This is a genomic window from Pseudomonas sp. Y3 TE3536, from assembly GCF_053629175.1.
Genome location: NZ_JBRJHU010000001.1, coordinates 1,885,632 through 1,907,263, shown reverse-complemented (window position 1 = coordinate 1,907,263; position 21,632 = coordinate 1,885,632). Strand labels below are relative to the sequence as shown.

Sequence of the window (21,632 nt, the reverse complement as noted above, 5' to 3'; positions counted from 1 at the left end):
GGGGCCAACGTGCTCACGGCCAGAGGAATGGCCGTGCAACAGATAAATGGAGAAACACGGTGAACATGACACAGTTGAAAGCGGCCTTGCCGCGAGAGTTGTTGGCGTCGGTGGTGGTATTTCTGGTCGCCCTGCCCTTGTGCATGGGCATCGCCATCGCCTCGGGGATGCCGCCTGCCAAGGGCCTGATCACCGGCATTATCGGTGGCGTCGTGGTGGGCTTCCTGGCGGGCTCGCCGCTGCAGGTCAGTGGCCCTGCCGCCGGCTTGGCGGTGCTGGTGTTCGAGTTGGTGCGCCAGCACGGCGTGGCCATGCTCGGGCCGATCCTACTGCTGGCCGGGCTGTTGCAATTGCTGGCGGGGCGCTTGCGCCTGGGCTGCTGGTTCCGCGTCACGGCACCGGCCGTGGTGTACGGCATGCTGGCGGGTATTGGTGTGCTGATCGTGCTGTCGCAGGTGCATGTGATGTTCGACACGGCGCCGCAGCCTTCGGGCATGCAGAACCTGCTGGCGTTTCCGGCAACCCTGGCCGCAGCCCTGCCGTTGGAAAGCGCAGGGGCCGGCTGGCAAGCCGGTGCAATTGGGCTGGGTACCATCGCCATCATGTGGGGCTGGGAGCGCTTGCGGCCGCAACAGCTGCGGTTCGTGCCCGGTGCCTTGCTGGGCGTAGCAGCGATGACCGTCATCAGCCTGTGGCTGGCGCTGCCGGTGAACCGGGTGCAGGTGCCGGCAGACCTTTCCGAGGCCATCGACTGGATCCGCCTGGATGACCTGATGAACCTGGCCGACCCGACCTTGCTGGTGGCGGCATTCGCCCTGGCGTTCATTGCCAGTGCCGAGACCCTGTTGTCGGCTGCCGCGGTGGACCGTATGCACAGCGGCCAGCGCTCGGACTTCGACCGTGAACTGTCCGCCCAGGGCATCGGCAACATGCTGTGCGGTGTGCTCGGCGCCCTGCCAATGACCGGGGTGATCGTGCGCAGCTCGGCGAATGTCCAGGCCGGCGCGCAGACCCGAGCCTCGGCGATTTTCCATGGCTTGTGGCTGTTGGCGTTTGTCGTGGTGTTGAGCAGTGTGCTGCAGCAAATACCGGTGGCGAGCTTGGCGGGTGTGCTGGTGTTTACCGGCATCAAGCTGGTGGACTTCAAGGCGTTTCGTGGGTTGGGCCGGTATGGCCGCATGCCGATGTTCACCTATGCGGCGACGGCCTTGGCCATCATCTTCACCGACCTGCTGACCGGTGTACTGCTGGGCTTTGCCTTGACCTTGCTCAAGCTGGCCTTCAAGGCGGCGCGGTTGAAAATCAACCTGGTGAGCCTGGGCAAGCCTGGGCACATGGAACTGCGCCTGAGTGGCGCTGCGACCTTCCTCAAGGTGCCGGCGTTGACCCAGGTGCTGGACACGGTGCCGGCGGGGACCACCTTGCATGTGCCGTTGGGCAACCTCAGCTATATCGACCACTCATGCCTGGAACTGCTTGAGGACTGGGGCCGGAGCAATGCAGCCAATGGGTCGCGCTTGTTGATCGAGCAGCGGCGCTTGAAGCGGCGCATCGAGGGGCGGCTGCGGACGACGGCGGGGGTTGGGGCTTAGTATTTAGCTGTTGTGTTGACTGATCTGGCCTCTTCGCGGGGCAAGCCCGCTCCCACAGGTAGGGTGCTGTTCTCAGGGACAGCACCCTACCTGTGGGAGCGGGCTTGCCCCGCGAAGAGGCCGGGACAGGGGTATCAGGCAGGCTGGCCCAGCTCAACACCCAGCTGACGCGACAGGCACGGCCAACGCTTCCAGGCGTTGCCGGTTTCCGGGCTGCTCAGTTTCTCGCGATAAGCCTCCACCGATTCCACCGCAAAGCTCTCGTCATTGAGCATCTCGTCGACCGAATGATGCACCACTTCATCGAGCTGGTTGGCGAAGGTCTCGCCGATCAGTTGATGGGCAATCAGGTTGGCCATCGTGGTGTCGAACGGAATCAACGGCTGCTTGAAGTGGCGGATGTACAGGTCGTTGACCTCCTCCACCAGGCGATGCGCCAGGTAGGCCTCGTCCAGCAGGCAATCCAGCCCGACATGCCCTTGCATCACCGTGGGCGGCTGCTGGAAATAAGCTTCGGCAATTTTCAGTACCGGTTTGATCTGCGACTCGATCCCCGCTTCACGGGCTACCTCGTGGGCAGCCTCCAGCAGCTCTGGAACCTGGTCGATGTAGGCGCTGACGAAACGCGCCAAACTACCCTGGGCGTCCTGCTCAGGTAGCTGGATCGAGGGGTGCAAGTGCGGCAGTTGTAGCTCTAGACGTTCTTTCAGTTGGCCGGTTTCAAGTTCGTGTTGATGGGCTTGGCTAATCTGCTCGCGTACAGCAGCGATGTTCATGACAACTCCAGGGACATTACGTGTCAAACGGAAGACACTAAATTAGCTCGGTATACAGAATACCTAAGACGTATTTGTTATAAACCGCGCAAACGTGTGCTTGCTCTGGCATATCGGTATGCCACTATTGCGCCATATCCTATCAAGCGCGCGGTTTTCAGGGCATTGGGCAATTTCGTGAAGTTCATTTCACAGGCTGCATTGCGTGCCATTGGTCGCTGTCTATACTCCCGTTGAACGTGATTCGTTGATGAGGCCCGTCTGCTTTTGCAGGGGCTCGGTCGTCGAAGCCAGGCAGTCTTGACCGCCGTTCCCTCTTGCCGCAGGCCACGCCTTCGGGACTACAAGAATTAGAAGGGGAACCCGCAATGATGCGACATCCACATGTCTGGATGGGCCTCCTGTTGTGGACGGTTTTCGGACAGGCCAACGCCGCCTGGACCGTCAACATGCACCCGGGGGCGACGGAAGTCTCCAACGCCGTCTTCGACCTGCACATGACCATCTTCTGGATCTGCGTGATCATCGGCATCGTGGTGTTCGGCGCGATGTTCTGGTCGATGGTCGTCCACCGCCGTTCCACAGGCCAACAGGCAGCGCATTTTCACGAGCACACCTGGGTCGAAATCATGTGGACCGTGGTGCCGTTCCTGATCCTGGTGGCCATGGCCATCCCCGCGACCAAGACCCTGATCGACATCTACGACGCCAGTGAGTCGGACATCGACATCCAGGTCACGGGCTACCAGTGGAAGTGGCACTACAAGTACCTGGGCCAGGACGTGGAGTTCTTCAGCAACCTGGCCACCCCCGCCGATCAGATTCACAACAAGGCCCCCAAGGACGAGCACTACCTGCTCGAAGTCGACCAGCCGCTGGTGCTGCCGGTGGGCGCGAAAGTGCGCTTTCTGGTAACCGCCGCCGACGTGATCCATTCCTGGTGGGTGCCGGCGTTCGCGGTCAAGCGTGATGCCATCCCAGGCTTCGTCAACGAGGCCTGGACGCGCATCGAGAAGCCCGGCATCTACCGCGGCCAGTGCACCGAGCTGTGCGGCAAGGACCACGGCTTCATGCCGGTGGTGGTTGAGGTCAAGTCCAAGGCCGATTACGACACCTGGCTGGGCGAACGCAAGGCCGAGGCGGCCAAGCTCAAGGAGCTGACCAGCAAAGAGTGGACCCTCGAAGAGCTGGTCGAGCGCGGCGACAAGGTCTACCACACCACCTGCGTGGCCTGTCACCAGGCCGAAGGCCAGGGCCTGCCGCCGATGTTCCCGGCCCTCAAGGGCTCGAAGATTGCCACCGGGCCGAAGGAAGGCCACCTGAGCATCGTCTTCCACGGCAAGCCCGGCACGGCCATGGCCGCGTTCGGCAAGCAGCTCTCGGAAGTCGACATTGCCGCCGTGGTCACTTACGAGCGCAACGCCTGGGGCAACAACAAGGGCGACATGGTCACGCCGAAGGATGTGCTGGCGCTCAAGCAGGCAGAAGCGCAATGAACCGGGTTACTCGCGGCAATCAATGGATTGCAGGAGACAGGACATGAGTGCAGTAATCGACGACCACGCCCACGGCCATGAGCATGCCCACGGCCCGGCCAAGGGCCTGATGCGCTGGGTGCTGACCACCAACCACAAGGACATCGGCACGATGTACCTGTGGTTCGCCTTCATGATGTTCCTGCTCGGTGGCTCGTTCGCCATGGTGATCCGCGCCGAGCTGTTTCAGCCGGGGCTGCAGATCGTCGAGCCAGCGTTCTTCAACCAGATGACCACCATGCACGGGCTGATCATGGTGTTCGGCGCGGTGATGCCAGCCTTCGTCGGCCTGGCCAACTGGATGATCCCGCTGATGATTGGCGCGCCGGACATGGCCCTGCCGCGGATGAACAACTTCAGCTTCTGGCTGTTGCCTGCGGCCTTCCTGCTGCTGGTCTCGACCTTGTTCAGCCCCGGCGGCGGGCCTAACTTCGGCTGGACCTTCTACGCGCCACTGTCGACCACCTATGCCCCGGCCAGCGTGACCTTCTTCATCTTTGCCATCCACCTGATGGGCATCAGCTCGATCATGGGCGCGATCAACGTCATTGCCACCATCCTCAACCTGCGCGCCCCCGGCATGACCTTGATGAAAATGCCACTGTTCGTCTGGACCTGGCTGATCACCGCGTTCCTGCTGATTGCCGTGATGCCGGTGCTGGCTGGTGTGGTGACCATGATGCTGATGGACATCCACTTCGGCACCAGCTTCTTCAGCGCCGCGGGTGGCGGTGACCCGGTGCTGTTCCAGCACGTGTTCTGGTTCTTCGGCCACCCCGAGGTGTACATCATGATCCTGCCGGCGTTCGGCGCGGTCAGCTCGATCATCCCGGCGTTCTCGCGCAAGCCGCTGTTCGGCTACACCTCGATGGTCTATGCCACGGGGGCGATCGCCTTCCTGTCGTTCATCGTCTGGGCGCACCACATGTTCGTGGTCGGCATCCCGGTGGTGGGCGAGCTGTTCTTCATGTACGCCACCATGCTCATTGCCGTGCCGACCGGGGTGAAGGTGTTCAACTGGGTCAGCACCATGTGGGAAGGGTCGCTGACCTTCGAGACGCCGATGCTGTTCGCCATCGCCTTCGTCATCCTGTTCACCATCGGCGGGTTCTCCGGGTTGATGCTGGCCATCGCGCCTGCCGACTTCCAGTACCACGACACGTACTTCGTGGTCGCGCACTTCCACTACGTGCTGGTGCCTGGGGCGATCTTCGGCATCTTCGCCTCGGCCTACTACTGGCTGCCGAAATGGACCGGGCACATGTATGACGAAACCCTCGGCAAGCTGCACTTCTGGCTGTCGTTCGTCGGCATGAACATGGCCTTCTTCCCCATGCACTTCGTGGGCTTGGCGGGCATGCCGCGGCGTATTCCGGACTACAACCTGCAGTTCGCCGACTTCAACATGGTCTCCTCGATCGGCGCGTTCATGTTCGGTGCCACGCAGATCTTCTTCCTGTTCATCGTCATCAAGTGCATCCGCGGCGGCGCCCCGGCGCCGGCCAAACCCTGGGACGGTGCCGAAGGCCTGGAGTGGTCGATCCCCTCGCCTGCGCCTTACCACACCTTCCAGACGCCACCGGACGTGAAATAGCCATGAACGGCCTGTCGCTCAAACGCCTGGTCATGCGCCTGCTGATGCTGACGGTGGTGATGTTCGCCTTCGGTTTCGCCCTGGTGCCGATCTACGACGTGATGTGCAAGGCCTTTGGCATCAATGGCAAGACCGGCGGCCAGTACGAAGGCAGCCAGGTCAGCGACCCGTCGCGCTCGGTACGGGTGCAGTTCATGTCGACCAACGCCAGCGACATGGTCTGGGATTTCTACTCCACGGCCGACCAGATCGACGTGAACCCAGGTGCGGTCAACCAGATGATCTTCGTCGCGCGCAACCCGACCGACCGGCCGATGAGCGCCCAGGCGATACCCAGCATCACCCCGGCCGAGGCCGCGGCGTACTTCCACAAGACCGAGTGCTTCTGCTTTACCCAGCAGGTGCTGCAGCCCGGCGAACGCATCGAGATGCCGGTGCGCTTCATCGTCGACCGCGATCTGCCGGCCAGCGTGAAGCACCTGACACTGGCTTACACCTTGTTCGACATCACCGCTCGCCACCCGCCGGTCGCGCATGTTGCGGCCCAGGACGTCCAGGGCGCCCGTTAAGGGAAGGAGAACAGCAATGGCAAGTCATGAGCACTACTACGTTCCGGCGCAGAGCAAGTGGCCGATCATCGCGACGGTCGGCATGTTCATCACGGTGTTCGGCCTTGGCACCTGGTTCAACGATATGAAAGCCGGGCACCCCGACTCCCATGGGCCGTTGATTTTCTTCGTCGGCGCGCTGTGCCTGGCCTACATGCTGTTCGGCTGGTTCGGGGCGGTGGTGAAAGAAAGCCGTGGCGGGCTGTACAGCCCGCAGCTGGACCGTTCGTTCCGCTGGGGCATGAGCTGGTTCATCTTTTCCGAGGTGATGTTCTTCCTGGCCTTTTTCGGCGCGCTGTTCTACGTCCGCGTACTGGCCGGGCCTTGGCTGGGCGGTGAAGGGGCCAAAGGCGTTGCGCACATGCTGTGGCCCAGCTTCGAGTTTGCCTGGCCGCTGCTGCACACGCCTGACCCGAAACTGTTCCCGCCGCCCAAGGAAGTCATTGACCCTTGGCACTTGCCGTTGATCAACACCATTTTGCTGGTGAGCTCGAGTGTGACCATCACCATTGCCCACCATGCCTTGCGGCGTGACCACCGGGGTGCGCTGAAACTGTGGATGGCGCTGACCATCGCGCTGGGCATCAGCTTCATCACGCTGCAGGCCTACGAGTACCACGAGGCCTATACCAAGCTGGGGCTGACGCTGGGCTCGGGGATCTACGGCGCGACCTTCTTCATGCTCACCGGCTTCCACGGCGCCCACGTGACGCTGGGCACGATCATCTTGATCGTGATGTTCGTGCGCATCCTGCGCGGGCACTTCAACCCCGACAAACACTTCGGCTTCGAGGCGGCCAGCTGGTACTGGCACTTCGTCGATGTGGTGTGGGTGGGGCTGTTCATCTTTGTGTATGTGCTTTGACACATGTGCAGGCCAGTCAAGGCGATACAGGTTCAGAAGGGGGCGTGTGACACCAGCTGGCCACTGATGAAGCCGTAGGCCACCAGGCCGATGGTCAGGGCCGCCAGGGTCACGCGCACGGTCAGTGCCTTCAGCAAGCGGGTCGAGTTTTCGTCGTCCTTGACCAGGAACACCAGGCCACTGAACAGGCTGGCAACCGTGGCCAACAGCATCAGGACAATCGCGGCCTTGAGCATGGCGCTTCTCCGGGGGGATGCGGTGATGTGGATAAGTATAGCGAGGCGCCTGTGAGGCCGTTTCGCCCAGGTTGGGTACCGACCCTGGTGGTGCTTGCGCTGCTACCGGGGTTGATCGCGCTTGGCTGCTGGCAATTGGGCCGCGCCGACGAAAAGCGCGCGCTGCTGGCGACCTATGCCGAGCGCAGCCTCGACACGCCGCTCTCCACTGCTCAGTTGCGGCAACGCGACGATGCCGCCTACCGCCGTGTGCACCTGTACGGCCGTTTCGATGGTGAACACAGCCTGCTGCTGGATAACCGAATGCGCGACGGCGAGGCCGGCGTCGAGCTGTTGCAGCCCTTCCATGACCAGGCCAGTGGGCTGTGGTTGCTGGTCAACCGCGGCTGGTTGCCGTGGCCGGACCGCCGCGTGCCGGTGCACTTCGCAACCCCGGCGCAGCCGCTGGCGCTGGACGCGTCGGTGTATGTGGCGCCTGGCAGCACCTTCCAGCTGCACCCGGACCCAGCCGGCGGCCAATGGCCGCACTTGCTGACGGCCATCGATGCCGCCCAGCTGTGGCAGCAATTGGGCCGCGAAGGCTACGCCCATGAGCTGCGCCTGGAGCCCGGGCCGGCCAGCTATCGCCTGGGTTGGCCGGTCGTTGCGCTGGGGCCGGAAAAGCACCTGGGCTATGCGGTGCAGTGGTTTGCCTTGGCCACCGCGCTGGTGCTGCTTTACCTCTACTTTGGCTGGCACAACAACAAAAAGGAGAACCACCATGGCCGCCGCCACCCGTCCACTGGACGTGCCTGAACGCAGCAAGCCCAGAACCCGCGGGCGTTTGCAGCTGATTCTGATTCTGCTGGTAGTGCTCGGCCCGATGATCCTGGCCACCAGCATGTACAAGCTCAAGTTCTGGGTGCCAGACGGCCGCAGCTACCACGGCGCGATGATCGGTAACGGCGAGAGCCGCAGCGATATCGGCATCGATGGCCAGGACGCGCGCTGGCAAGTGTTGGTCAGCACGCCCGAGGCCTGCGCCGAAGATTGCCAGCGCCTGGTGTACCTGGCCCGGCAGATACAAGTTGGCCTGGGCCGTGATGCCGGCCGTGCCAGCCATGCGCTGGCTGCCGCGCAGCCGTTGAGCGCTGACTACCAGGCGCTGCTCGGCCGTGAGTACCCGCAGTTGCAACGCTACCCGCTGGATGCCCAGCGCTACCTGAACAAGGTCGGTGAGCTTGGCCCGCAACTGTGGATCGTCGACCCGCACGGCAACCTGGTGTTGCGTTACGACGCCAAGGTCAACGGCAAGCACGTGCTGGACGACCTGCGCCACCTGCTCAAGTTGTCCAACATCGGCTAGGAGCCTGTCATGGCCAGACCCGGATTCCGCCTCGCTGTGTTCGCCACCCTGCTGGCACTGCTGGTCGTGCTGCTGGGCGCCTATACCCGCCTGACCCATGCAGGCCTGGGCTGCCCCGATTGGCCCGGCTGCTATGGCTTTATCAGTGTGCCGAAGACCGACGCCCAGCTGGCCCATGCCGAAATGCACTTCCCCGAGCACCCGGTGGAAGCCGCCAAGGGCTGGGCCGAGATGGTCCATCGCTACTTCGCCGGCACCCTGGCGCTGGTGATTGCCTGGCTAGCCTTGCAGGCCGTGCGCCGGCATGCACGTGATGGCCAGCCCTACCGCTTGCCGGTGCTGTTGCTGGGGGTAGTGTTGGCCCAGGCGGCGTTTGGCATGTGGACAGTAACCCTCAAGCTGTGGCCGCAAGTGGTCACCGCGCACCTGCTGGGTGGGTTCACCACCTTGAGCCTGCTGTTTCTGCTGTCTCTGCGTCTATCCCGGGCCTTTGCGCCATTGCCAAAACTGCCGTTAAGCCTGCGCCGGATCGCGGCCCTGGCGCTGTTGGTGGTGATCGGCCAGATCGCCCTGGGGGGCTGGGTCAGCGCCAATTATGCGGCGGTCGCCTGTATCGACTTGCCGACCTGCCACGGCCAATGGTGGCCGGCAGCGGACTTCAGCAACGGCTTTCACCTGACCCAGCACGTCGGCCCCAACTACCTGGGCGGGCAACTGGACAGCGATGCGCGCACGGCCATCCACATCAGCCACCGGCTGGGTGCCTTGCTGGTCAGTGCCGTGCTGCTGATGCTGAGCTTCAAGCTGTACCGCTGCGGCCTTTCTGGCCTGGCCCGGCTGGTGTTGCTGGCCTTGGCCGTGCAGGTCGGCCTGGGCATCAGCAACGTGCTGTTCCACCTGCCGCTTGGCGTGGCAGTGGCCCATAACGCAGGCGGGGCCATGCTGTTGATGAGCATGGTGCTGGTCAATTACCGCATCCGCGTGGTCGACAAAGTGCGCGTCGGCCATGGCTGGCGCCTGACGCCGGTGGTGGGCGTGGATATCTCCCACCCTATGAGGAACGATTCGTGGCGACGCTTCTAAGCGTACGACGGGCAGGTTGGCGCGATTATCTGGAGCTGACCAAGCCCAAGGTGGTGGTGCTGATGTTGATCACCTCCCTGGCAGGCATGTTCCTCGCCAGCCGCGCAGGCGTTGCCTGGAGCGTGCTGCTGTTCGGCAACCTGGGCATTGGCCTGTGTGCGGGCGCCGCGGCGGTGGTCAACCACGTGGTAGACCGGCGCATCGACGCCTTGATGGCGCGTACCCACAAACGGCCGTTGGCCACAGGCCGGGTCGCGCCGCTACCGGCGCTGGCCTTTGCGTTGGCACTGGCGGTGCTGGGCATGGCGCTGTTGCTGGTGTTCACCAACAGCCTGACCGCCTGGCTGACCCTGGCGTCGTTGCTGGGCTATGCGGTGCTCTACACCGGCTTCTTGAAGCGTGCCACGCCGCAGAACATCGTGATTGGTGGCCTGGCCGGCGCGGCGCCGCCACTGCTTGGCTGGGTGGCGGTCAGCGGCCATGTCAGTGCCGAGCCGCTGTTGCTGGTGCTGATTATCTTCGCCTGGACCCCGCCGCACTTCTGGGCCTTGGCCATCCACCGCAAAGCGGAGTACGCCAAGGCCGATATCCCGATGCTGCCGGTGACCCATGGCGAGCGCTACACCACGCTGCATATCCTGCTCTACACCCTGATTTTGCTGGCGGTGAGCCTGCTGCCCTATGCCATCCACATGAGCGGCCCGTTGTACCTCGCTTGTGCCCTCGCCTTGGGCCTGCGCTTCCTGCAGTGGGCCTGGGTGTTGTACCGTGGCAGCCGGCCGCACGCGGCGATTGCCACCTTCAAGTACTCTATCGGCTACTTGTTCGCGCTGTTCATCGCGTTGCTTATTGACCACTACCTGTTGTTGAACCTATGACCCGAACCCAGAAAACCGTCTTCATCCTCGTCGCCCTGGTCGCGTTGATCCTGGGCCTGACCGTCAACAAGGTGCTCAATGGCCGCGATCAGCCGAACCCCACCGAGCTGATCGACGCCGGCATCATCCTCTTGCCGCAGAGCCGTACGGTGGCGGATGTGACCATGACCAACCAGGATGGCCAGCCCGTGCAGCTGGATGACCTGAAGGGTAAATGGTCGCTGCTGTTCTTCGGCTACACCTATTGCCCAGACATCTGCCCCACCACCCTGGCCCAGTTGCGCCAGGTGAAGAGCGAATTGCCCAAGGAAGCCGTGGACCGGTTGCAGGTGGTGCTGGTGAGCGTGGACCCGAACCGCGACACGCCGAACCAGCTCAAGCAGTACCTGGGCTACTTCGACAAAGATTTTGTCGGGGTGGCGGGGTCGATCGAAGACACCCAGAAGCTGGCCAATGCCTTGAGCATTCCGTTCATTCCGGCTGATACCAGTAAGCCGGGGTACACCGTGGATCACAGCGGCAACCTGGCGATCGTTGGGCCGGATGGGCGTCAGCGCGGGTTCATTCGTGCGCCGTTCAACAACCAGAAGCTGGTGGCGCAGTTGCCGAGGCTGGTCAAACGGGACTAAACAGGCTTTAAAAGCTTCGCGGGGCAAGCCCGCTCCCACAGCATTATCCCAAAGCCTGAGGCTAGCGATGTACCTGCGGGAGCGGGCTTGCCCCGCGAAGAATCCAGCCTGATCTAGAGGCTTAGAACGCCGGTACGACAGCGCCCTTGTACTTCTCGTTGATGAATTGCTTCACCTCTGGCGAGTGCAGCGCGGCCGCCAGTTTCTTCATGTCTTCGGAGTCTTTGTTGTCCGGGCGGGCAACCAGGATGTTCACGTATGGCGAGTCGCTGCCTTCGATGGCCAGCGCGTCTTTCTCAGGGTTCAGCTTGGCTTCCAGCGCATAGTTGGTGTTGATCAGGGCCGCATCGACCTGGGTCAGCACGCGCGGGATGGTGGCCGCTTCCAGCTCACGGAACTTCACGTTTTTCGGGTTTTGTGCAACATCCTTAACGGTCGACAGGATGTTCTTGTTGTCCTTGAGCTTGATCACGCCGGCCTTGTCCAGCAGCAGCAGCGCGCGGCCGCCGTTGGTGGCGTCGTTGGGGATGACCACGGTAGCGCCGGAGGGCAGCTCGTCGAGCTTCTTGACCTTGGTCGAGTAAACGCCCAGCGGCTCGATGTGCACGCCGGTCACGCTGACCAGGTCGGTGCCCTTGGCCTTGTTGAACTCATCCAGGTACGGCTGGTGCTGGAAGAAGTTGGCGTCCAGGCGCTTCTCGGCCACCTGCACGTTTGGCTGGATGTAGTCGGTGAATTCCTTGACCTTCAGCTCCACGCCTTCTTTCGCCAGTTGCGGTTTGACGAAGTTGAGGATCTCGGCGTGCGGCACCGGGGTGGCGGCGACGGTCAGGGTATCGGCGTGGGCCGAGAAGGCCGCGACAGCGGCAGCAACAGCAAGCAGCTTCTTCATTGATCACTCCTTGTGAGGGCCGCGACGGCCCCCGAACGGGTCGGCCAGGCCGACCCCATTGGGGTTACTTACGGGAAAAATGCACGACCAGTTTGTCGCCCACGCTCTGCAGTACTTGAACCAGCACCAGCAACAGCACCACGGTCACGACCATGACATCGGTCTGGAAGCGCTGGTAGCCGAAGCGGATGGCCAGGTCGCCCAGGCCGCCCGCGCCGACCACACCGGCCATGGCGGTGTACGACACCAGGGTAATGGCGGTTACGGTGATGGCCGCGAAGATGCCGGGACGGGCTTCGGGCAGCAGCGCGCTGGTGATGATCTGGCGCGTTGTGGCGCCCATCGACTGGGTGGCTTCGATGATGCCGCGGTCCACTTCACGCAGGGCGGTTTCGACCAGGCGTGCGAAGAACGGCGTGGCCCCGACCACCAGTGGCGGAATGGCGCCGGCGACGCCCAGCGAGGTGCCGGTGATCAGCACGGTGATCGGGATCATCACGATCAGCAAAATGATGAACGGCAGCGAACGCAGGATGTTGACGACCAGCGACAGCAGCGCGTACACGCCTTTTTGCTCGAACATCTGGCGCGGGCCGCAAAGGAACAGCAGCACGCCCAACGGCAGGCCCAGCAGCACGGTGAAGAACAGCGAGCCGAACAGCATGATCATGGTGTCGATGGTGGCCAGCCAGATTTCGGCCCAGTCGACGTTGGCAAAGAAATTCAGGGCGTCCATCAACGCAGTACCTCCATATGTACGTCAGCTGCCTTGAAGCGGTCGAACGCCGCTTCCATGTCGCCGCCGGTGACGGCCAGGGTCAGCTGCCCATAGGGGACATCCTTGATGCGGTCGATACGCCCGGCCAGGATGCTGTAGTCAACGCCCGTCTCGCGGGCGACGGTGCCCAGCAGCGGTGCGTAGGTGGCCTCGCCCTGGAAGGTCAGGCGCACGATGCGGCCGGGTACGTGGGCGAAGTCATCACGCTGCTCGCCTTCATCGACCTGCTCGTCCTCCTGGACGAAACGCTTGGTAGTCGCGTGCTGCGGGTGCAAGAACACATCGGCCACCGGCCCTTGTTCGACGATCTGCCCGGCGTCCATCACGGCCACGCGGTCGCAGACCCGGCGGATCACGTCCATTTCGTGGGTGATCAGGACGATGGTCAGCTTCAGCTCACGGTTGATCTCGGCCAGCAGTTGCAGCACCGACGCAGTGGTCTGCGGGTCAAGCGCGCTGGTGGCTTCGTCGCACAGCAGGATCTTCGGGTTGGTAGACAAGGCGCGGGCGATGCCGACGCGCTGCTTCTGGCCGCCCGACAACTGCGCGGGGTACTTCTTGGCGTGGTCTTGCAAGCCGACGCGGGCCAGCAGCTCGGTGACGCGCTTGTCGATTTCGCTGCGCGACAGCTCGCCGGCCAGGGTCAATGGCAGGGCCACGTTGTCGGCCACGGTCTTGGAGGCCAGCAGGTTGAAGTGTTGGAAAATCATCCCGACCTGCTGGCGGAAGCCTCGCAGCTGGTTGGCGTTGAACGCGGTAACGTCCTCGCCATCGACAATGATCTTGCCGCCCGAAGGCTCTTCGAGGCGGTTGATCAGGCGCAGCAGGGTGCTTTTGCCAGCGCCGGAGTGGCCGATCAGGCCGAACACTTGGCCATCTTCGATGGTCAGGCTGGTCGGGTTGAGGGCGGGGATTTCCCTACCGGCGACGCGGTAGGTCTTGTGCACATGTTGGAACTCGATCACGTAGCGAACCTTGTGGGGCGCATGGAATTTGGGGCAGCGGTTAGCTGGGGTGGCGCATTTTAGCCTTTTCCCATAGCTGTTCTTAGCATTTATTTCGTAATGCACCAACCCGGCGGGCATAACGCGACAACCGGTAAAGCTTATTGAACGTAGCCAATCGGGCTCCAGTCACTAATAGAACAAGCCCTCACGGGCAATGCCTGATGACTGATGAGGAAAGCCGACCATGCCCAGCAAGAAAGTTGATGCACCCAAAGAAAGCCAGGCCGCCGGGGTCAACAGCCCTGATCATGCCAATACCAATACCAAGCTGCAGAGCCTTGAAAATGTGCGCAGCGATGCCACAGGCCAGGCCCTGCGCACCAATCAAGGCGTGAAGATCGCCGACAACCAGAACACCCTCAAGGCCGGGCCACGTGGGCCTTCGCTGCTCGAAGACTTCATCATGCGCGAGAAGATCACCCACTTCGATCATGAGCGCATCCCTGAACGCATCGTCCATGCCCGAGGCACCGGCGCCCATGGTTACTTCCAGAGCTACGGCAACCACGCCGAGCTGACCAAGGCCGGTTTCCTGCAGGACCCAGAGAAAGTCACCCCGGTGTTCGTGCGCTTTTCCACCGTGCAGGGCCCACGTGGGTCGGGTGACACAGTGCGCGACGTGCGTGGTTTTGCCGTCAAGTTCTACACCGATGAAGGCAATTTCGACCTGGTTGGCAACAACATGCCGGTGTTCTTCATCCAGGATGCGATCAAGTTCCCCGACTTTGTGCATGCGGTGAAGCCCGAGCCGCACAACGAGATGCCCACCGGCGGTTCGGCCCATGACACGTTCTGGGACTTCGTTTCGCTGGTCCCTGAGTCGGCGCACATGGTCATGTGGGCCATGTCTGACCGCGCCATTCCGCGCAGCCTGCGGATGATGGAGGGCTTTGGCATCCACACCTTCCGCCTGATCAATGCCGAAGGCGTGGCCAGCTTCGTCAAGTTCCACTGGAAGCCGCGCCAAGGCGTGCACTCCGTGCTGTGGGACGAAGCGCAAAAGCTTGCGGGCAAGGACACCGACTTCCACCGCCGCGACCTGAGCGAGGCCATCGAGACCGGCGACTACCCTGAGTGGGAGCTGGGCGTACAGATCGTGCCGGAAGCCGATGAGCACACATTCGAGTTCGACCTGCTCGACCCCACCAAGATCATCCCCGAAGAACTGGTGCCGGTTACGCCGTTGGGCAAGATGGTGCTCAACCGTAACCCCGACAATTTCTTTGCTGAAGTGGAGCAGGTTGCGTTCTGCCCTGGGCATATCGTGCCGGGCATCGACTTTTCCAATGACCCCCTGCTGCAAGGCCGGTTGTTCTCCTACACCGACACGCAACTGAGCCGGCTGGGTGGGCCGAACTTCCATGAGATTCCGATCAACCGCCCGGTCGCGCCGAACCATAACAACCAGCGTGACGCGCTGCACCGGCAAACTATCCACAAGGGCCGCGCCTCCTACGAACCCAACTCGATTGACGGCGGCTGGCCGAAAGAAACCCCGGCCGCAGCCCAGGATGGCGGCTTTGAGAGCTATCAGGAACGCATCGACGCGGTGAAAATTCGCCAGCGCAGCGAGTCGTTCGGCGATCATTTCTCGCAGGCGCGTTTGTTCTTCCACAGCATGAGCCCCAATGAGCAGCAGCACATCATCAAGGCGTACAGCTTCGAGCTGGGCAAGGTGGAGCGCGAGCATATCCGTGTGCGTGAGGTGAACGAGATTCTGGCCAACATCGACCTGAAGCTGGCAGCAGCGGTGGCGGCCAACCTGGGCTTGCCTGCGCCCAAGGCTGGCACGGTGCAGGTCAAAGGCAGCAAGTTGGCGCAATCACCGGCCTTGAGCCAGATGAATCACCCAGGCAGTGTCGGTATCAAAGGCCGCAAAATTGCCGTGCTGGTGGCCGATGGGGTAGATGGGGCGAGTGTCGATCAGTTGGTCAAGGCGCTGGAGGCGCACAGTGCGCGCATTCTGGTGCTGGGGCCAAGTTCGGCGCCGGTTAAAACCGCCCAAGGCAAGCCGCTGCCGGTGGATGCGTCGATGGAGGGCATGCCTTCGATCATGTTCGACGGCATTCTGGTGCCGGCTGGCAAGGCGTCGCTGGATGCGTTGGGCGCCAGTGGGCTGGCCAAGCACTTCCTGCTGGAGGGCTACAAGCACCTGAAGGCGATCGCCTTGGCCAAGGAAGGCAAGGCATTGCTGGGCAGTTTGGGGCTCAAGGAGGACAAGGGCCTGCTGCTAGGGGATGACCAGAAAACCGTGGATGCCTTTGTGAAAGCAGTAGAAGGGCATCGAGTTTGGGAGCGGGAGGCGGCTGCTGAGGCGGTGCCGGCGTAAAGGGGGCTGCTTTGCAGCCCATCGCAGGCAAGCCAGCTCCTACAAGTGCACCACACTTCCTGAGGGTAGTGGTGGCCTTGTGGGAGCGGGCTTGCCCCGCGAAGCTGTTCAGCGCTGATGCGGAACCAGTACCACCTGGGCGGGCAGCTTGCGCTGAATTTCGTGCTTCTGGTTTAGCTTGAACCCGCTGTCAATCTTGTGCACCCGCTTTTCCAGCAGCGTCTTCAACCAAGGTGCATCCTCGGTGCGCGGCACTTGGAACACCACGTCGCACTGATAACTCACCACATCGGCAGCAATCTCATCGAGCTGGCGGCGCATGGCGGCAATGTCCGTGGTCTTCAGCGCAATCACGGTGCTCGGTGCAGTCGGGTCGATCACGCGCGCCTGGGGCTTGGCCTCGGCCGCCTTCAGCGCAGCCTCGGCCTTTTCCAGCTCGGCCTTACGGGCCTGGCTGACGGCATCGCCACCGGTGACCGCCGGGGCCTGGGGCATCAGCGCGCGGGCACGTGCCAAGGCGGTGGCTGCAGCGTTGACGTCGCCCTTCTGCAGGACGATCTGGCTACGCTGCAGGTACGCTTCGGCCAGCTGCCGCTGGTACTGCTCCAGGCGCGGGTCAACGGGTGACTGGGCCTGCAAGGCAGCCAACTGGTCTTCGGCGGTAGCCAGCTCATTGCTGGCGATGTTCTGTTGCAACTGCTGCCAGGCATCGGCTTGGGCAGGTGCATCGGCCTGTTCGACCGGGGCACTGGAACAGGCAGCCAGGAACAGGGAAAACGCGGCAACAAGCAGATAACGGGAGGCGAACGGCTTCATTCCTGCGACTCTCTATTTGCGCAAAAAGCGAGCAAGTCTACACCCAGGTGCGCACGCTCGAAAACAAGTCTTACAGACCTTTTACCCGCGAAAAGGTTGCAGGGTGCGCTGTTGCGCACCCCGGTTTTCAGCGTTTTGGCAGGGCCAGGCTCAGCAAGAATAGCACTGCCGCGCAGACCACGATGGAAGGGCCGGCCGGGGTGTCCTTGAACCAGGACATGGCCAAGCCACCACACACCGCCGTCACCCCCAGCAGGCTGGCGCCCAAGGCCATCTGCTCGGGCGAGCGGGCGTGGCGTTGCGCGGCGGCGGCGGGGATGATCAGCAGCGAGGTAATCAACAGCACACCGACGATCTTCATCGCCACGGCGATCACCACGGCAATCAACAGCATCAAGGCCAGGCGCAGGCCCGCCACTGGCAGGCCCTCGACCATGGCCAATTCTTCATGCACGGTCACGGCCAGCAACGGCCGCCACAGGGCGGCGAGCAGCAGCAATACCAACACGCTGCCGCCGAGGATCCAGGCAAGGTCAGTGGTGCTGATGGCCAGCAGGTCGCCGAACAGGTAGGCCATCAGGTCGATGCGCACATCGTGCATGAAGCTCAGGACCACCAGGCCCAGGGACAGCGTGCTGGGGGCGAGGATGCCAAGCAGGGTGTCGGAGGCCAGCGGTTGGCGTTGCTGCAAGGTCACCAGCAGCAACGCCAGCAGCAGGCAGCCCACGGTTACCGCCAGTGCTGGGCTGACGTCCAGGGCAAAACCGAGGGCTACCCCGAGCAGGGCGGCGTGGGACAGGGTATCGCCGAAATAGGCCATGCGCCGCCACACCACGAACGACCCCAGAGGGCCGGCCACCAACGCCAGGGACAGACCGGCAAGCAGGGCATAAAGAAGAAAATCAGCCATGCTTGCAGTGCTCTCCGTGAACATGGGTGCCAGGGGCGACCACCGAGCCGTGCAGGTCGTGGCTGTGGTCGTGATGGTGGTGATAGATCGCCAGGCTTGGCGCGTTCTGGCCGAACAGCTCGACGAAGGCCGGGTCGTTGCTGACCTGCTCGGGGTGGCCGGAGCAGCACACATGCCGGTTGAGGCAGACCACCTGGTCGGTGGCGCTCATCACCAGGTGCAGGTCGTGGGAAACCATCAGCACGCCGCAACCGTGGCGGTCGCGCAGGCGGGTGATGAGGTTGTACAGCTCGGTCTGGCCGACCACGTCGACCCCTTGCACCGGCTCATCGAGCACCAGCAGTTGTGGCTCGCGCAGCAGCGCCCGGGCCAGCAGCACGCGCTGCATCTCGCCGCCGGAAATGGTCTGGATCGGGTTGTCGATGACCTGCTCGGCCCCTACTTCCTGCAGCGCCGACAAGGCAGCTGGGCGGTCTACGCCGGGTACCAGGCGCAAAAAGCGCAGCACCGACAGCGGCAGCGTGGCATCCACCTGGATTTTTTGCGGCATGTAGCCAATGCGCAGCTTCGGCTTGCGCCAGACTTTGCCCCGGTGCGGCTTGAGCAGCCCCAGCACGGCGCGTACCAAGGTGGTCTTGCCTGCCCCGTTGGGGCCGATCAGGGTCACGATCTGGCCCGGTGCCACTGACAGGTCGATGCTGTCGAGCACCGCCTCGCCGGCGAAGGTGACACCGACCTGCTCCAGGCGGATCAGGGCGTCGCTCATGCCGCGCTCCGGCAGTTGCTGCACAGGCCGACCACTTCCACGGTCTGGGTTTCGACGCTGAAGCCGACGCCCTTGGCGCTGCTGATGATGGCGTCGCTGATGCTGTCCTGCTCCAGCTCGATGGCCACATGGCAGGCGCGGCAGATCAGGAACTGGCCCTGGTGCACATGCTCTGGGTGGCTGCAGCCGATGAAGGCGTTGAGCGAGGCGATGCGGTGCACCAGGCCGTTGTCGAGGAGAAAATCCAGGGCGCGGTACACGGTCGGCGGTGCGGCGCGGCGGCCGTCCTGCTCGCTGAGCACGGCGAGAATGTCGTAGGCCCCCAGCGGCTTGTGGCTTTGCCAGACCAGCTCCAGCACACGGCGGCGCAGTGCGGTCAGGCGCAACCCCTGGCGGGTGCACAAGGCATCGGCTTCGGCCAGTGCGCTGTGTACGCAATGGGAGTGATCGTGGGGGCGGTTGGCCAGCGGCGTGATGGACATGGGCAGCGACGGTTCTGGATGGAGACGTTATTATGTTACCTGTTTCTGTCGAGCCGAGTATTCACCGTGTCCCGATTCCTAGCCCTTTTTGTCGCTTTCATCGCATTTTCAGCCCAGGCCGACGTGCGTGTGCTGACCAGTATCAAACCGCTGCAGCAGATTGCCGCCGCCGTACAGGACGGGGTGGGCAGCCCGGATGTGCTGTTGCCGCCTGGCGCTTCGCCGCACCATTACGCCCTGCGCCCCTCCGACGTACGGCGCGTCGCGGATGCCGACCTGCTGTACTGGATCGGGCCGGACATGGAGAACTTTCTGCCGCGCGTGCTGAAAGGGCGGGACAAGGCCACCGTTGCGGTTCAGTCGCTGACTGGCATGCAGTTGCGCCATTTTGGCGAAGACAGCCACTCGCATGATGAAGACGACCACGACGACCATGACCACGATCACCGCCCAGGCAGCCTCGACGCGCACCTGTGGCTGTCGTCGGTCAATGCCCGGGTGATCGCAGCGAAGATGGCGGCGGACCTGGCCGAGGTCGACCCCGCCAATGCCGCGCGTTACCAGGCCAACCTGAAGGCCTTTGTCGAGCGTCTTGATGCCCTGGATGGGCGTATCAAGGCGCGGGTGGCGGGTATCGCCGACAAGCCGTACTTCGTGTTTCACGAGGCGTTCGATTACTTCGAGGCCAATTATGGTCTGAAGCACACCGGGGTATTCAGTGTGGCTTCCGAGGTGCAGCCGGGCGCGCAGCATGTGGCCGCCATGCGCAAGCGCCTGCAGGAAGTGGGCAAGACCTGTGTGTTCAGCGAGCCGCCGCTGCGGCCGCGCCTGGCGGAGACGCTGACGGCGGGGTTGCCGGTGCGGTTGGCTGAGCTGGATGCCTTGGGTGGCACGGACCCGGTAGATGCCAAGGGCTATGAGCGCCTGCTGGAGAAGCTGGGTAGCGACCTGGCGGGGTGCCTGGAACAGCTCTAAGGCGCGCGGCCTTTTGGCGGGGTTGCGCCCGGCCTGCGGCCATGCGCGACCCTGGTAGGAGCAGCCTTGTGCTGCGAAGAGGCCGGTAATAACAGCAAAGATCCTCTGTGTGTTTACCGGCCTCTTCGCAGCACAAGGCTGCTCCTACAGGTTAATCATCGCCCTTGGTGGGTTCAGAGGGCGAACGGCAGGTGTAATGCCACCTGCTGGCGCTGCGCCAGGCGCACCTCGAACTCGCTCGGGTCGTGGATCATCACGTCCATCCCGGCAAACGATTCCGCCGCAATCAGGCGCGACAGCCAGAAACGCACACACCCGACCCGCAACATCTCGGGCCACAGCTCGGCCTCGGCGGCGGTGAACGGGCGCAGCGCCGCGTAGGCCGCCAGCAGCGCCTGGGCGCGTGGCACATCGAGGGCACCGTGCTCATCGATACACCAGTCGTTCACGGTGATGGCGATGTCATACAGCATCGGCCCCGAGCAGGCGTTGTAGAAGTCGATCACACCGGTCAGGTGGGTGCCTTCGAACATCACGTTGTCGCGGAACAGGTCGGCGTGCAGGTTGGCCCGTGGCAAGGCCAGGATCTGCGCCTTGTGTGCATTGATTTCGTCCAGCGCCGGCTGCAACAGCGCAACCTGTTCGGCACTCAGGCGCGGCATCAGCTCGGCGCCAGACGCCAGCATCCAGTCCAGGCCGCGGTCGGTCTTGCGCTCGATGACGTGGTTGCGGGTGGCCAGGTGGATGTGCGCGAGCAACTCGCCAACCTGGGCGCAGTGCTGGTTGTTGGGTACCTTGATGTGCTTGCCCGACAGCCGCGGCTGCAGCAACGCAGGCTTGCCACACAGTTCGCGCAGGCCATTGCCATCACGGTCACGCAGGGCGTACGGCACGGGCATGTCGGCGTCATGCAGCACGTCGAGCAGCTCGATGAAGAACGGCATGTCTTCGCTCGGGCCGCGCTCGATCAGCGTCAGGACGAACTCACCCTGTTCCAGGCTGACGAAGAAGTTGCTGTTTTCGGTACCGGCGGCGATGCCCTGGAAGTCGAGCAGACGGCCCAGCTGGTACGGCGCCAGAAAGGTTTCCAGCTCAGGCCGGGTCACGGGGGTGAAAACTGACATGATGAAAAATGCCCATACGGGCACTTCCGCCGGGAAGTGCCAGGTTAATGTGAACGATACGCGTCAGCTTACCACTCGAAGATCTTCCAGGACGGAATCAGCATGTCCGGCTGGTCGGAACGAATGAAATTGGCATCAGTGCCGTCGGCGCGTACCAGGAAATAAGGCTTGCCGTTTTTTGGCGTGATCTTGATCGCATACAGGAAGCCGTTCTGACGGTATTCCTGGATGGTTTTATCGCCTTCCGTGCGAATGGTCACCTCGGGATCGGCCGAGGGGGCGTCGTCCGCCGCCAGGGTGACGACTGGCATGGTTGCCAACAGACCGAGCAGTAACAGGCGATTGAGTGTACGCATGATAACCTTGTCCCTTTGTCGTCATTGATCCGGCTATTCTAGCTCCGGACCCGCCG

The 21,632-nt window shown here is 63.0% G+C and carries 23 protein-coding genes; 12 read left to right on the top strand and 11 right to left on the bottom strand.

Translation table 11 applies throughout. The features are described from left to right. Positions 1-65: 65 nt before the first annotated feature. A complete protein-coding gene (locus tag AB7M33_RS08570; protein ID WP_454244209.1) occupies positions 66-1,592 on the top strand; it encodes a SulP family inorganic anion transporter in 1,527 nt (508 codons plus the stop codon). A 134-nt stretch (positions 1,593-1,726) separates the two neighbouring features. Here AB7M33_RS08570 and AB7M33_RS08565 read toward each other — a convergent pair whose 3' ends face one another. Then, positions 1,727-2,368: a hypothetical protein gene (locus AB7M33_RS08565; protein WP_027591997.1), complete on the bottom strand. Its 642-nt coding sequence runs from the start codon at positions 2,366-2,368 to the stop codon at positions 1,727-1,729. A gap of 368 nt (positions 2,369-2,736) precedes the next feature. On the opposite strand from AB7M33_RS08565, the gene coxB reads away from it, so the two are divergent. From coxB to AB7M33_RS08545, 4 genes are read left to right on the top strand one after another with little or no spacing between them, the layout of a single operon-like run. Continuing rightward, positions 2,737-3,864: a cytochrome c oxidase subunit II gene (gene coxB / locus AB7M33_RS08560; RefSeq protein ID WP_085272114.1), complete on the top strand. Its 1,128-nt coding sequence runs from the start codon at positions 2,737-2,739 to the stop codon at positions 3,862-3,864. A 43-nt stretch (positions 3,865-3,907) separates the two neighbouring features. Beyond that, on the top strand, positions 3,908-5,497 hold the full coding sequence (gene ctaD, locus AB7M33_RS08555) for a cytochrome c oxidase subunit I (RefSeq protein ID WP_027591995.1): 1,590 nt from the start codon (positions 3,908-3,910) through the stop codon (positions 5,495-5,497). 2 nt (positions 5,498-5,499) lie between these two features. Continuing rightward, positions 5,500-6,066 (top strand): cytochrome c oxidase assembly protein, encoded by a 567-nt coding sequence (locus tag AB7M33_RS08550; protein ID WP_027591994.1) that lies wholly within the window; start codon positions 5,500-5,502, stop codon positions 6,064-6,066. 16 nt (positions 6,067-6,082) lie between these two features. After that, positions 6,083-6,970 (top strand): cytochrome c oxidase subunit 3, encoded by an 888-nt coding sequence (locus AB7M33_RS08545; RefSeq protein ID WP_027591993.1) that lies wholly within the window; start codon positions 6,083-6,085, stop codon positions 6,968-6,970. Between the two features lie 32 nt (positions 6,971-7,002). Here AB7M33_RS08545 and AB7M33_RS08540 read toward each other — a convergent pair whose 3' ends face one another. Next, positions 7,003-7,206 (bottom strand): twin transmembrane helix small protein, encoded by a 204-nt coding sequence (locus AB7M33_RS08540; protein WP_027591992.1) that lies wholly within the window; start codon positions 7,204-7,206, stop codon positions 7,003-7,005. Between the two features lie 51 nt (positions 7,207-7,257). Here AB7M33_RS08540 and AB7M33_RS08535 point away from each other — a divergent pair, with 51 nt between their 5' ends. From AB7M33_RS08535 to AB7M33_RS08515, 5 genes are read left to right on the top strand one after another with little or no spacing between them, the layout of a single operon-like run. Continuing rightward, complete coding sequence (locus AB7M33_RS08535) at positions 7,258-8,001, top strand: SURF1 family protein (protein ID WP_454244208.1); 744 nt, start codon at positions 7,258-7,260, stop codon at positions 7,999-8,001. Then, positions 7,967-8,551, top strand: a complete 585-nt coding sequence (locus tag AB7M33_RS08530; RefSeq protein WP_027591990.1) for a hypothetical protein — start codon at positions 7,967-7,969, stop codon at positions 8,549-8,551. Before AB7M33_RS08535 ends, AB7M33_RS08530 begins: the two co-directional genes overlap by 35 nt. Before the next feature lie 9 nt (positions 8,552-8,560). Beyond that, complete coding sequence (locus tag AB7M33_RS08525; protein ID WP_027591989.1) at positions 8,561-9,634, top strand: COX15/CtaA family protein; 1,074 nt, start codon at positions 8,561-8,563, stop codon at positions 9,632-9,634. Then, the gene (gene cyoE / locus AB7M33_RS08520; protein ID WP_454242707.1) at positions 9,619-10,512 is read left to right on the top strand and encodes a heme o synthase; all 894 of its coding nucleotides are present in this window, start codon (positions 9,619-9,621) and stop codon (positions 10,510-10,512) included. Before AB7M33_RS08525 ends, cyoE begins: the two co-directional genes overlap by 16 nt. Then, positions 10,509-11,141, top strand: coding sequence for an SCO family protein (locus AB7M33_RS08515; RefSeq protein ID WP_454242706.1), 633 nt, complete (start codon positions 10,509-10,511; stop codon positions 11,139-11,141). Before cyoE ends, AB7M33_RS08515 begins: the two co-directional genes overlap by 4 nt. Positions 11,142-11,262: 121 nt before the next feature. Here the strand turns inward: AB7M33_RS08515 and AB7M33_RS08510 are convergent, their stop codons facing one another. The 3 genes from AB7M33_RS08510 to AB7M33_RS08500 form a co-directional block, all read right to left on the bottom strand. Next, positions 11,263-12,033: a MetQ/NlpA family ABC transporter substrate-binding protein gene (locus AB7M33_RS08510; protein WP_027591986.1), complete on the bottom strand. Its 771-nt coding sequence runs from the start codon at positions 12,031-12,033 to the stop codon at positions 11,263-11,265. Between the two features lie 64 nt (positions 12,034-12,097). Further along, the gene (locus AB7M33_RS08505; protein ID WP_027591985.1) at positions 12,098-12,769 is read right to left on the bottom strand and encodes a methionine ABC transporter permease; all 672 of its coding nucleotides are present in this window, start codon (positions 12,767-12,769) and stop codon (positions 12,098-12,100) included. After that, positions 12,769-13,776 (bottom strand): methionine ABC transporter ATP-binding protein, encoded by a 1,008-nt coding sequence (locus tag AB7M33_RS08500; protein WP_085272112.1) that lies wholly within the window; start codon positions 13,774-13,776, stop codon positions 12,769-12,771. The genes AB7M33_RS08505 and AB7M33_RS08500 overlap by 1 nt, the downstream gene beginning before the upstream one ends. A gap of 226 nt (positions 13,777-14,002) precedes the next feature. Between AB7M33_RS08500 and katE the strand changes: the two genes are divergently transcribed. Then, complete coding sequence (gene katE, locus AB7M33_RS08495) at positions 14,003-16,147, top strand: catalase HPII (protein ID WP_454242705.1); 2,145 nt, start codon at positions 14,003-14,005, stop codon at positions 16,145-16,147. Between the two features lie 108 nt (positions 16,148-16,255). Here the strand turns inward: katE and AB7M33_RS08490 are convergent, their stop codons facing one another. From AB7M33_RS08490 to zur, 4 genes are all read right to left on the bottom strand, one after another. Beyond that, entirely contained in the window at positions 16,256-16,963 is a 708-nt protein-coding gene (locus tag AB7M33_RS08490) for a PA5502 family lipoprotein (RefSeq protein ID WP_085272111.1), read from the bottom strand. Between the two features lie 127 nt (positions 16,964-17,090). Then, on the bottom strand, positions 17,091-17,873 hold the full coding sequence (gene znuB / locus AB7M33_RS08485; RefSeq protein ID WP_027591981.1) for a zinc ABC transporter permease subunit ZnuB: 783 nt from the start codon (positions 17,871-17,873) through the stop codon (positions 17,091-17,093). Continuing rightward, positions 17,866-18,639 (bottom strand): zinc ABC transporter ATP-binding protein ZnuC, encoded by a 774-nt coding sequence (znuC, locus tag AB7M33_RS08480; RefSeq protein ID WP_265967454.1) that lies wholly within the window; start codon positions 18,637-18,639, stop codon positions 17,866-17,868. The genes znuB and znuC overlap by 8 nt, the downstream gene beginning before the upstream one ends. Next, the gene (zur, locus tag AB7M33_RS08475; RefSeq protein WP_027591979.1) at positions 18,636-19,121 is read right to left on the bottom strand and encodes a zinc uptake transcriptional repressor Zur; all 486 of its coding nucleotides are present in this window, start codon (positions 19,119-19,121) and stop codon (positions 18,636-18,638) included. The genes znuC and zur overlap by 4 nt, the downstream gene beginning before the upstream one ends. Positions 19,122-19,139: 18 nt before the next feature. On the opposite strand from zur, the gene AB7M33_RS08470 reads away from it, so the two are divergent. Then, positions 19,140-20,096 carry a zinc ABC transporter substrate-binding protein gene (locus AB7M33_RS08470; protein ID WP_265967453.1) on the top strand — a complete coding sequence of 319 codons (957 nt, stop codon included), beginning with the start codon at positions 19,140-19,142 and terminating at the stop codon, positions 20,094-20,096. Positions 20,097-20,269: 173 nt separating this feature from the next. On the opposite strand, the gene AB7M33_RS08465 is transcribed toward AB7M33_RS08470, so the two are convergent. Then, positions 20,270-21,220 carry a homoserine kinase gene (locus AB7M33_RS08465; RefSeq protein ID WP_099452553.1) on the bottom strand — a complete coding sequence of 317 codons (951 nt, stop codon included), beginning with the start codon at positions 21,218-21,220 and terminating at the stop codon, positions 20,270-20,272. A 68-nt stretch (positions 21,221-21,288) separates the two neighbouring features. Beyond that, a complete protein-coding gene (locus tag AB7M33_RS08460) occupies positions 21,289-21,576 on the bottom strand; it encodes a DUF2782 domain-containing protein (RefSeq protein ID WP_010951520.1) in 288 nt (95 codons plus the stop codon). Between the last annotated feature and the right edge of the window lie 56 nt (positions 21,577-21,632).

Bases quoted from the DNA above. Each gene is read 5' to 3' on its own strand.
- AB7M33_RS08570 (WP_454244209.1), top strand. From the start codon at position 66: ATGACACAGTTGAAAGCGGCCTTGCCGCGAGAGTTGTTGGCGTCGGTG.
- AB7M33_RS08565 (WP_027591997.1), bottom strand. From the start codon at position 2,368: ATGAACATCGCTGCTGTACGCGAGCAGATTAGCCAAGCCCATCAACAC.
- coxB (WP_085272114.1), top strand. From the start codon at position 2,737: ATGATGCGACATCCACATGTCTGGATGGGCCTCCTGTTGTGGACGGTT.
- ctaD (WP_027591995.1), top strand. From the start codon at position 3,908: ATGAGTGCAGTAATCGACGACCACGCCCACGGCCATGAGCATGCCCAC.
- AB7M33_RS08550 (WP_027591994.1), top strand. From the start codon at position 5,500: ATGAACGGCCTGTCGCTCAAACGCCTGGTCATGCGCCTGCTGATGCTG.
- AB7M33_RS08545 (WP_027591993.1), top strand. From the start codon at position 6,083: ATGGCAAGTCATGAGCACTACTACGTTCCGGCGCAGAGCAAGTGGCCG.
- AB7M33_RS08540 (WP_027591992.1), bottom strand. From the start codon at position 7,206: ATGCTCAAGGCCGCGATTGTCCTGATGCTGTTGGCCACGGTTGCCAGC.
- AB7M33_RS08530 (WP_027591990.1), top strand. From the start codon at position 7,967: ATGGCCGCCGCCACCCGTCCACTGGACGTGCCTGAACGCAGCAAGCCC.
- AB7M33_RS08525 (WP_027591989.1), top strand. From the start codon at position 8,561: ATGGCCAGACCCGGATTCCGCCTCGCTGTGTTCGCCACCCTGCTGGCA.
- AB7M33_RS08515 (WP_454242706.1), top strand. From the start codon at position 10,509: ATGACCCGAACCCAGAAAACCGTCTTCATCCTCGTCGCCCTGGTCGCG.
- AB7M33_RS08510 (WP_027591986.1), bottom strand. From the start codon at position 12,033: ATGAAGAAGCTGCTTGCTGTTGCTGCCGCTGTCGCGGCCTTCTCGGCC.
- AB7M33_RS08505 (WP_027591985.1), bottom strand. From the start codon at position 12,769: ATGGACGCCCTGAATTTCTTTGCCAACGTCGACTGGGCCGAAATCTGG.
- katE (WP_454242705.1), top strand. From the start codon at position 14,003: ATGCCCAGCAAGAAAGTTGATGCACCCAAAGAAAGCCAGGCCGCCGGG.
- AB7M33_RS08490 (WP_085272111.1), bottom strand. From the start codon at position 16,963: ATGAAGCCGTTCGCCTCCCGTTATCTGCTTGTTGCCGCGTTTTCCCTG.
- znuB (WP_027591981.1), bottom strand. From the start codon at position 17,873: ATGGCTGATTTTCTTCTTTATGCCCTGCTTGCCGGTCTGTCCCTGGCG.
- znuC (WP_265967454.1), bottom strand. From the start codon at position 18,639: ATGAGCGACGCCCTGATCCGCCTGGAGCAGGTCGGTGTCACCTTCGCC.
- zur (WP_027591979.1), bottom strand. From the start codon at position 19,121: ATGTCCATCACGCCGCTGGCCAACCGCCCCCACGATCACTCCCATTGC.
- AB7M33_RS08470 (WP_265967453.1), top strand. From the start codon at position 19,140: ATGGAGACGTTATTATGTTACCTGTTTCTGTCGAGCCGAGTATTCACC.
- AB7M33_RS08465 (WP_099452553.1), bottom strand. From the start codon at position 21,220: ATGTCAGTTTTCACCCCCGTGACCCGGCCTGAGCTGGAAACCTTTCTG.
- AB7M33_RS08460 (WP_010951520.1), bottom strand. From the start codon at position 21,576: ATGCGTACACTCAATCGCCTGTTACTGCTCGGTCTGTTGGCAACCATG.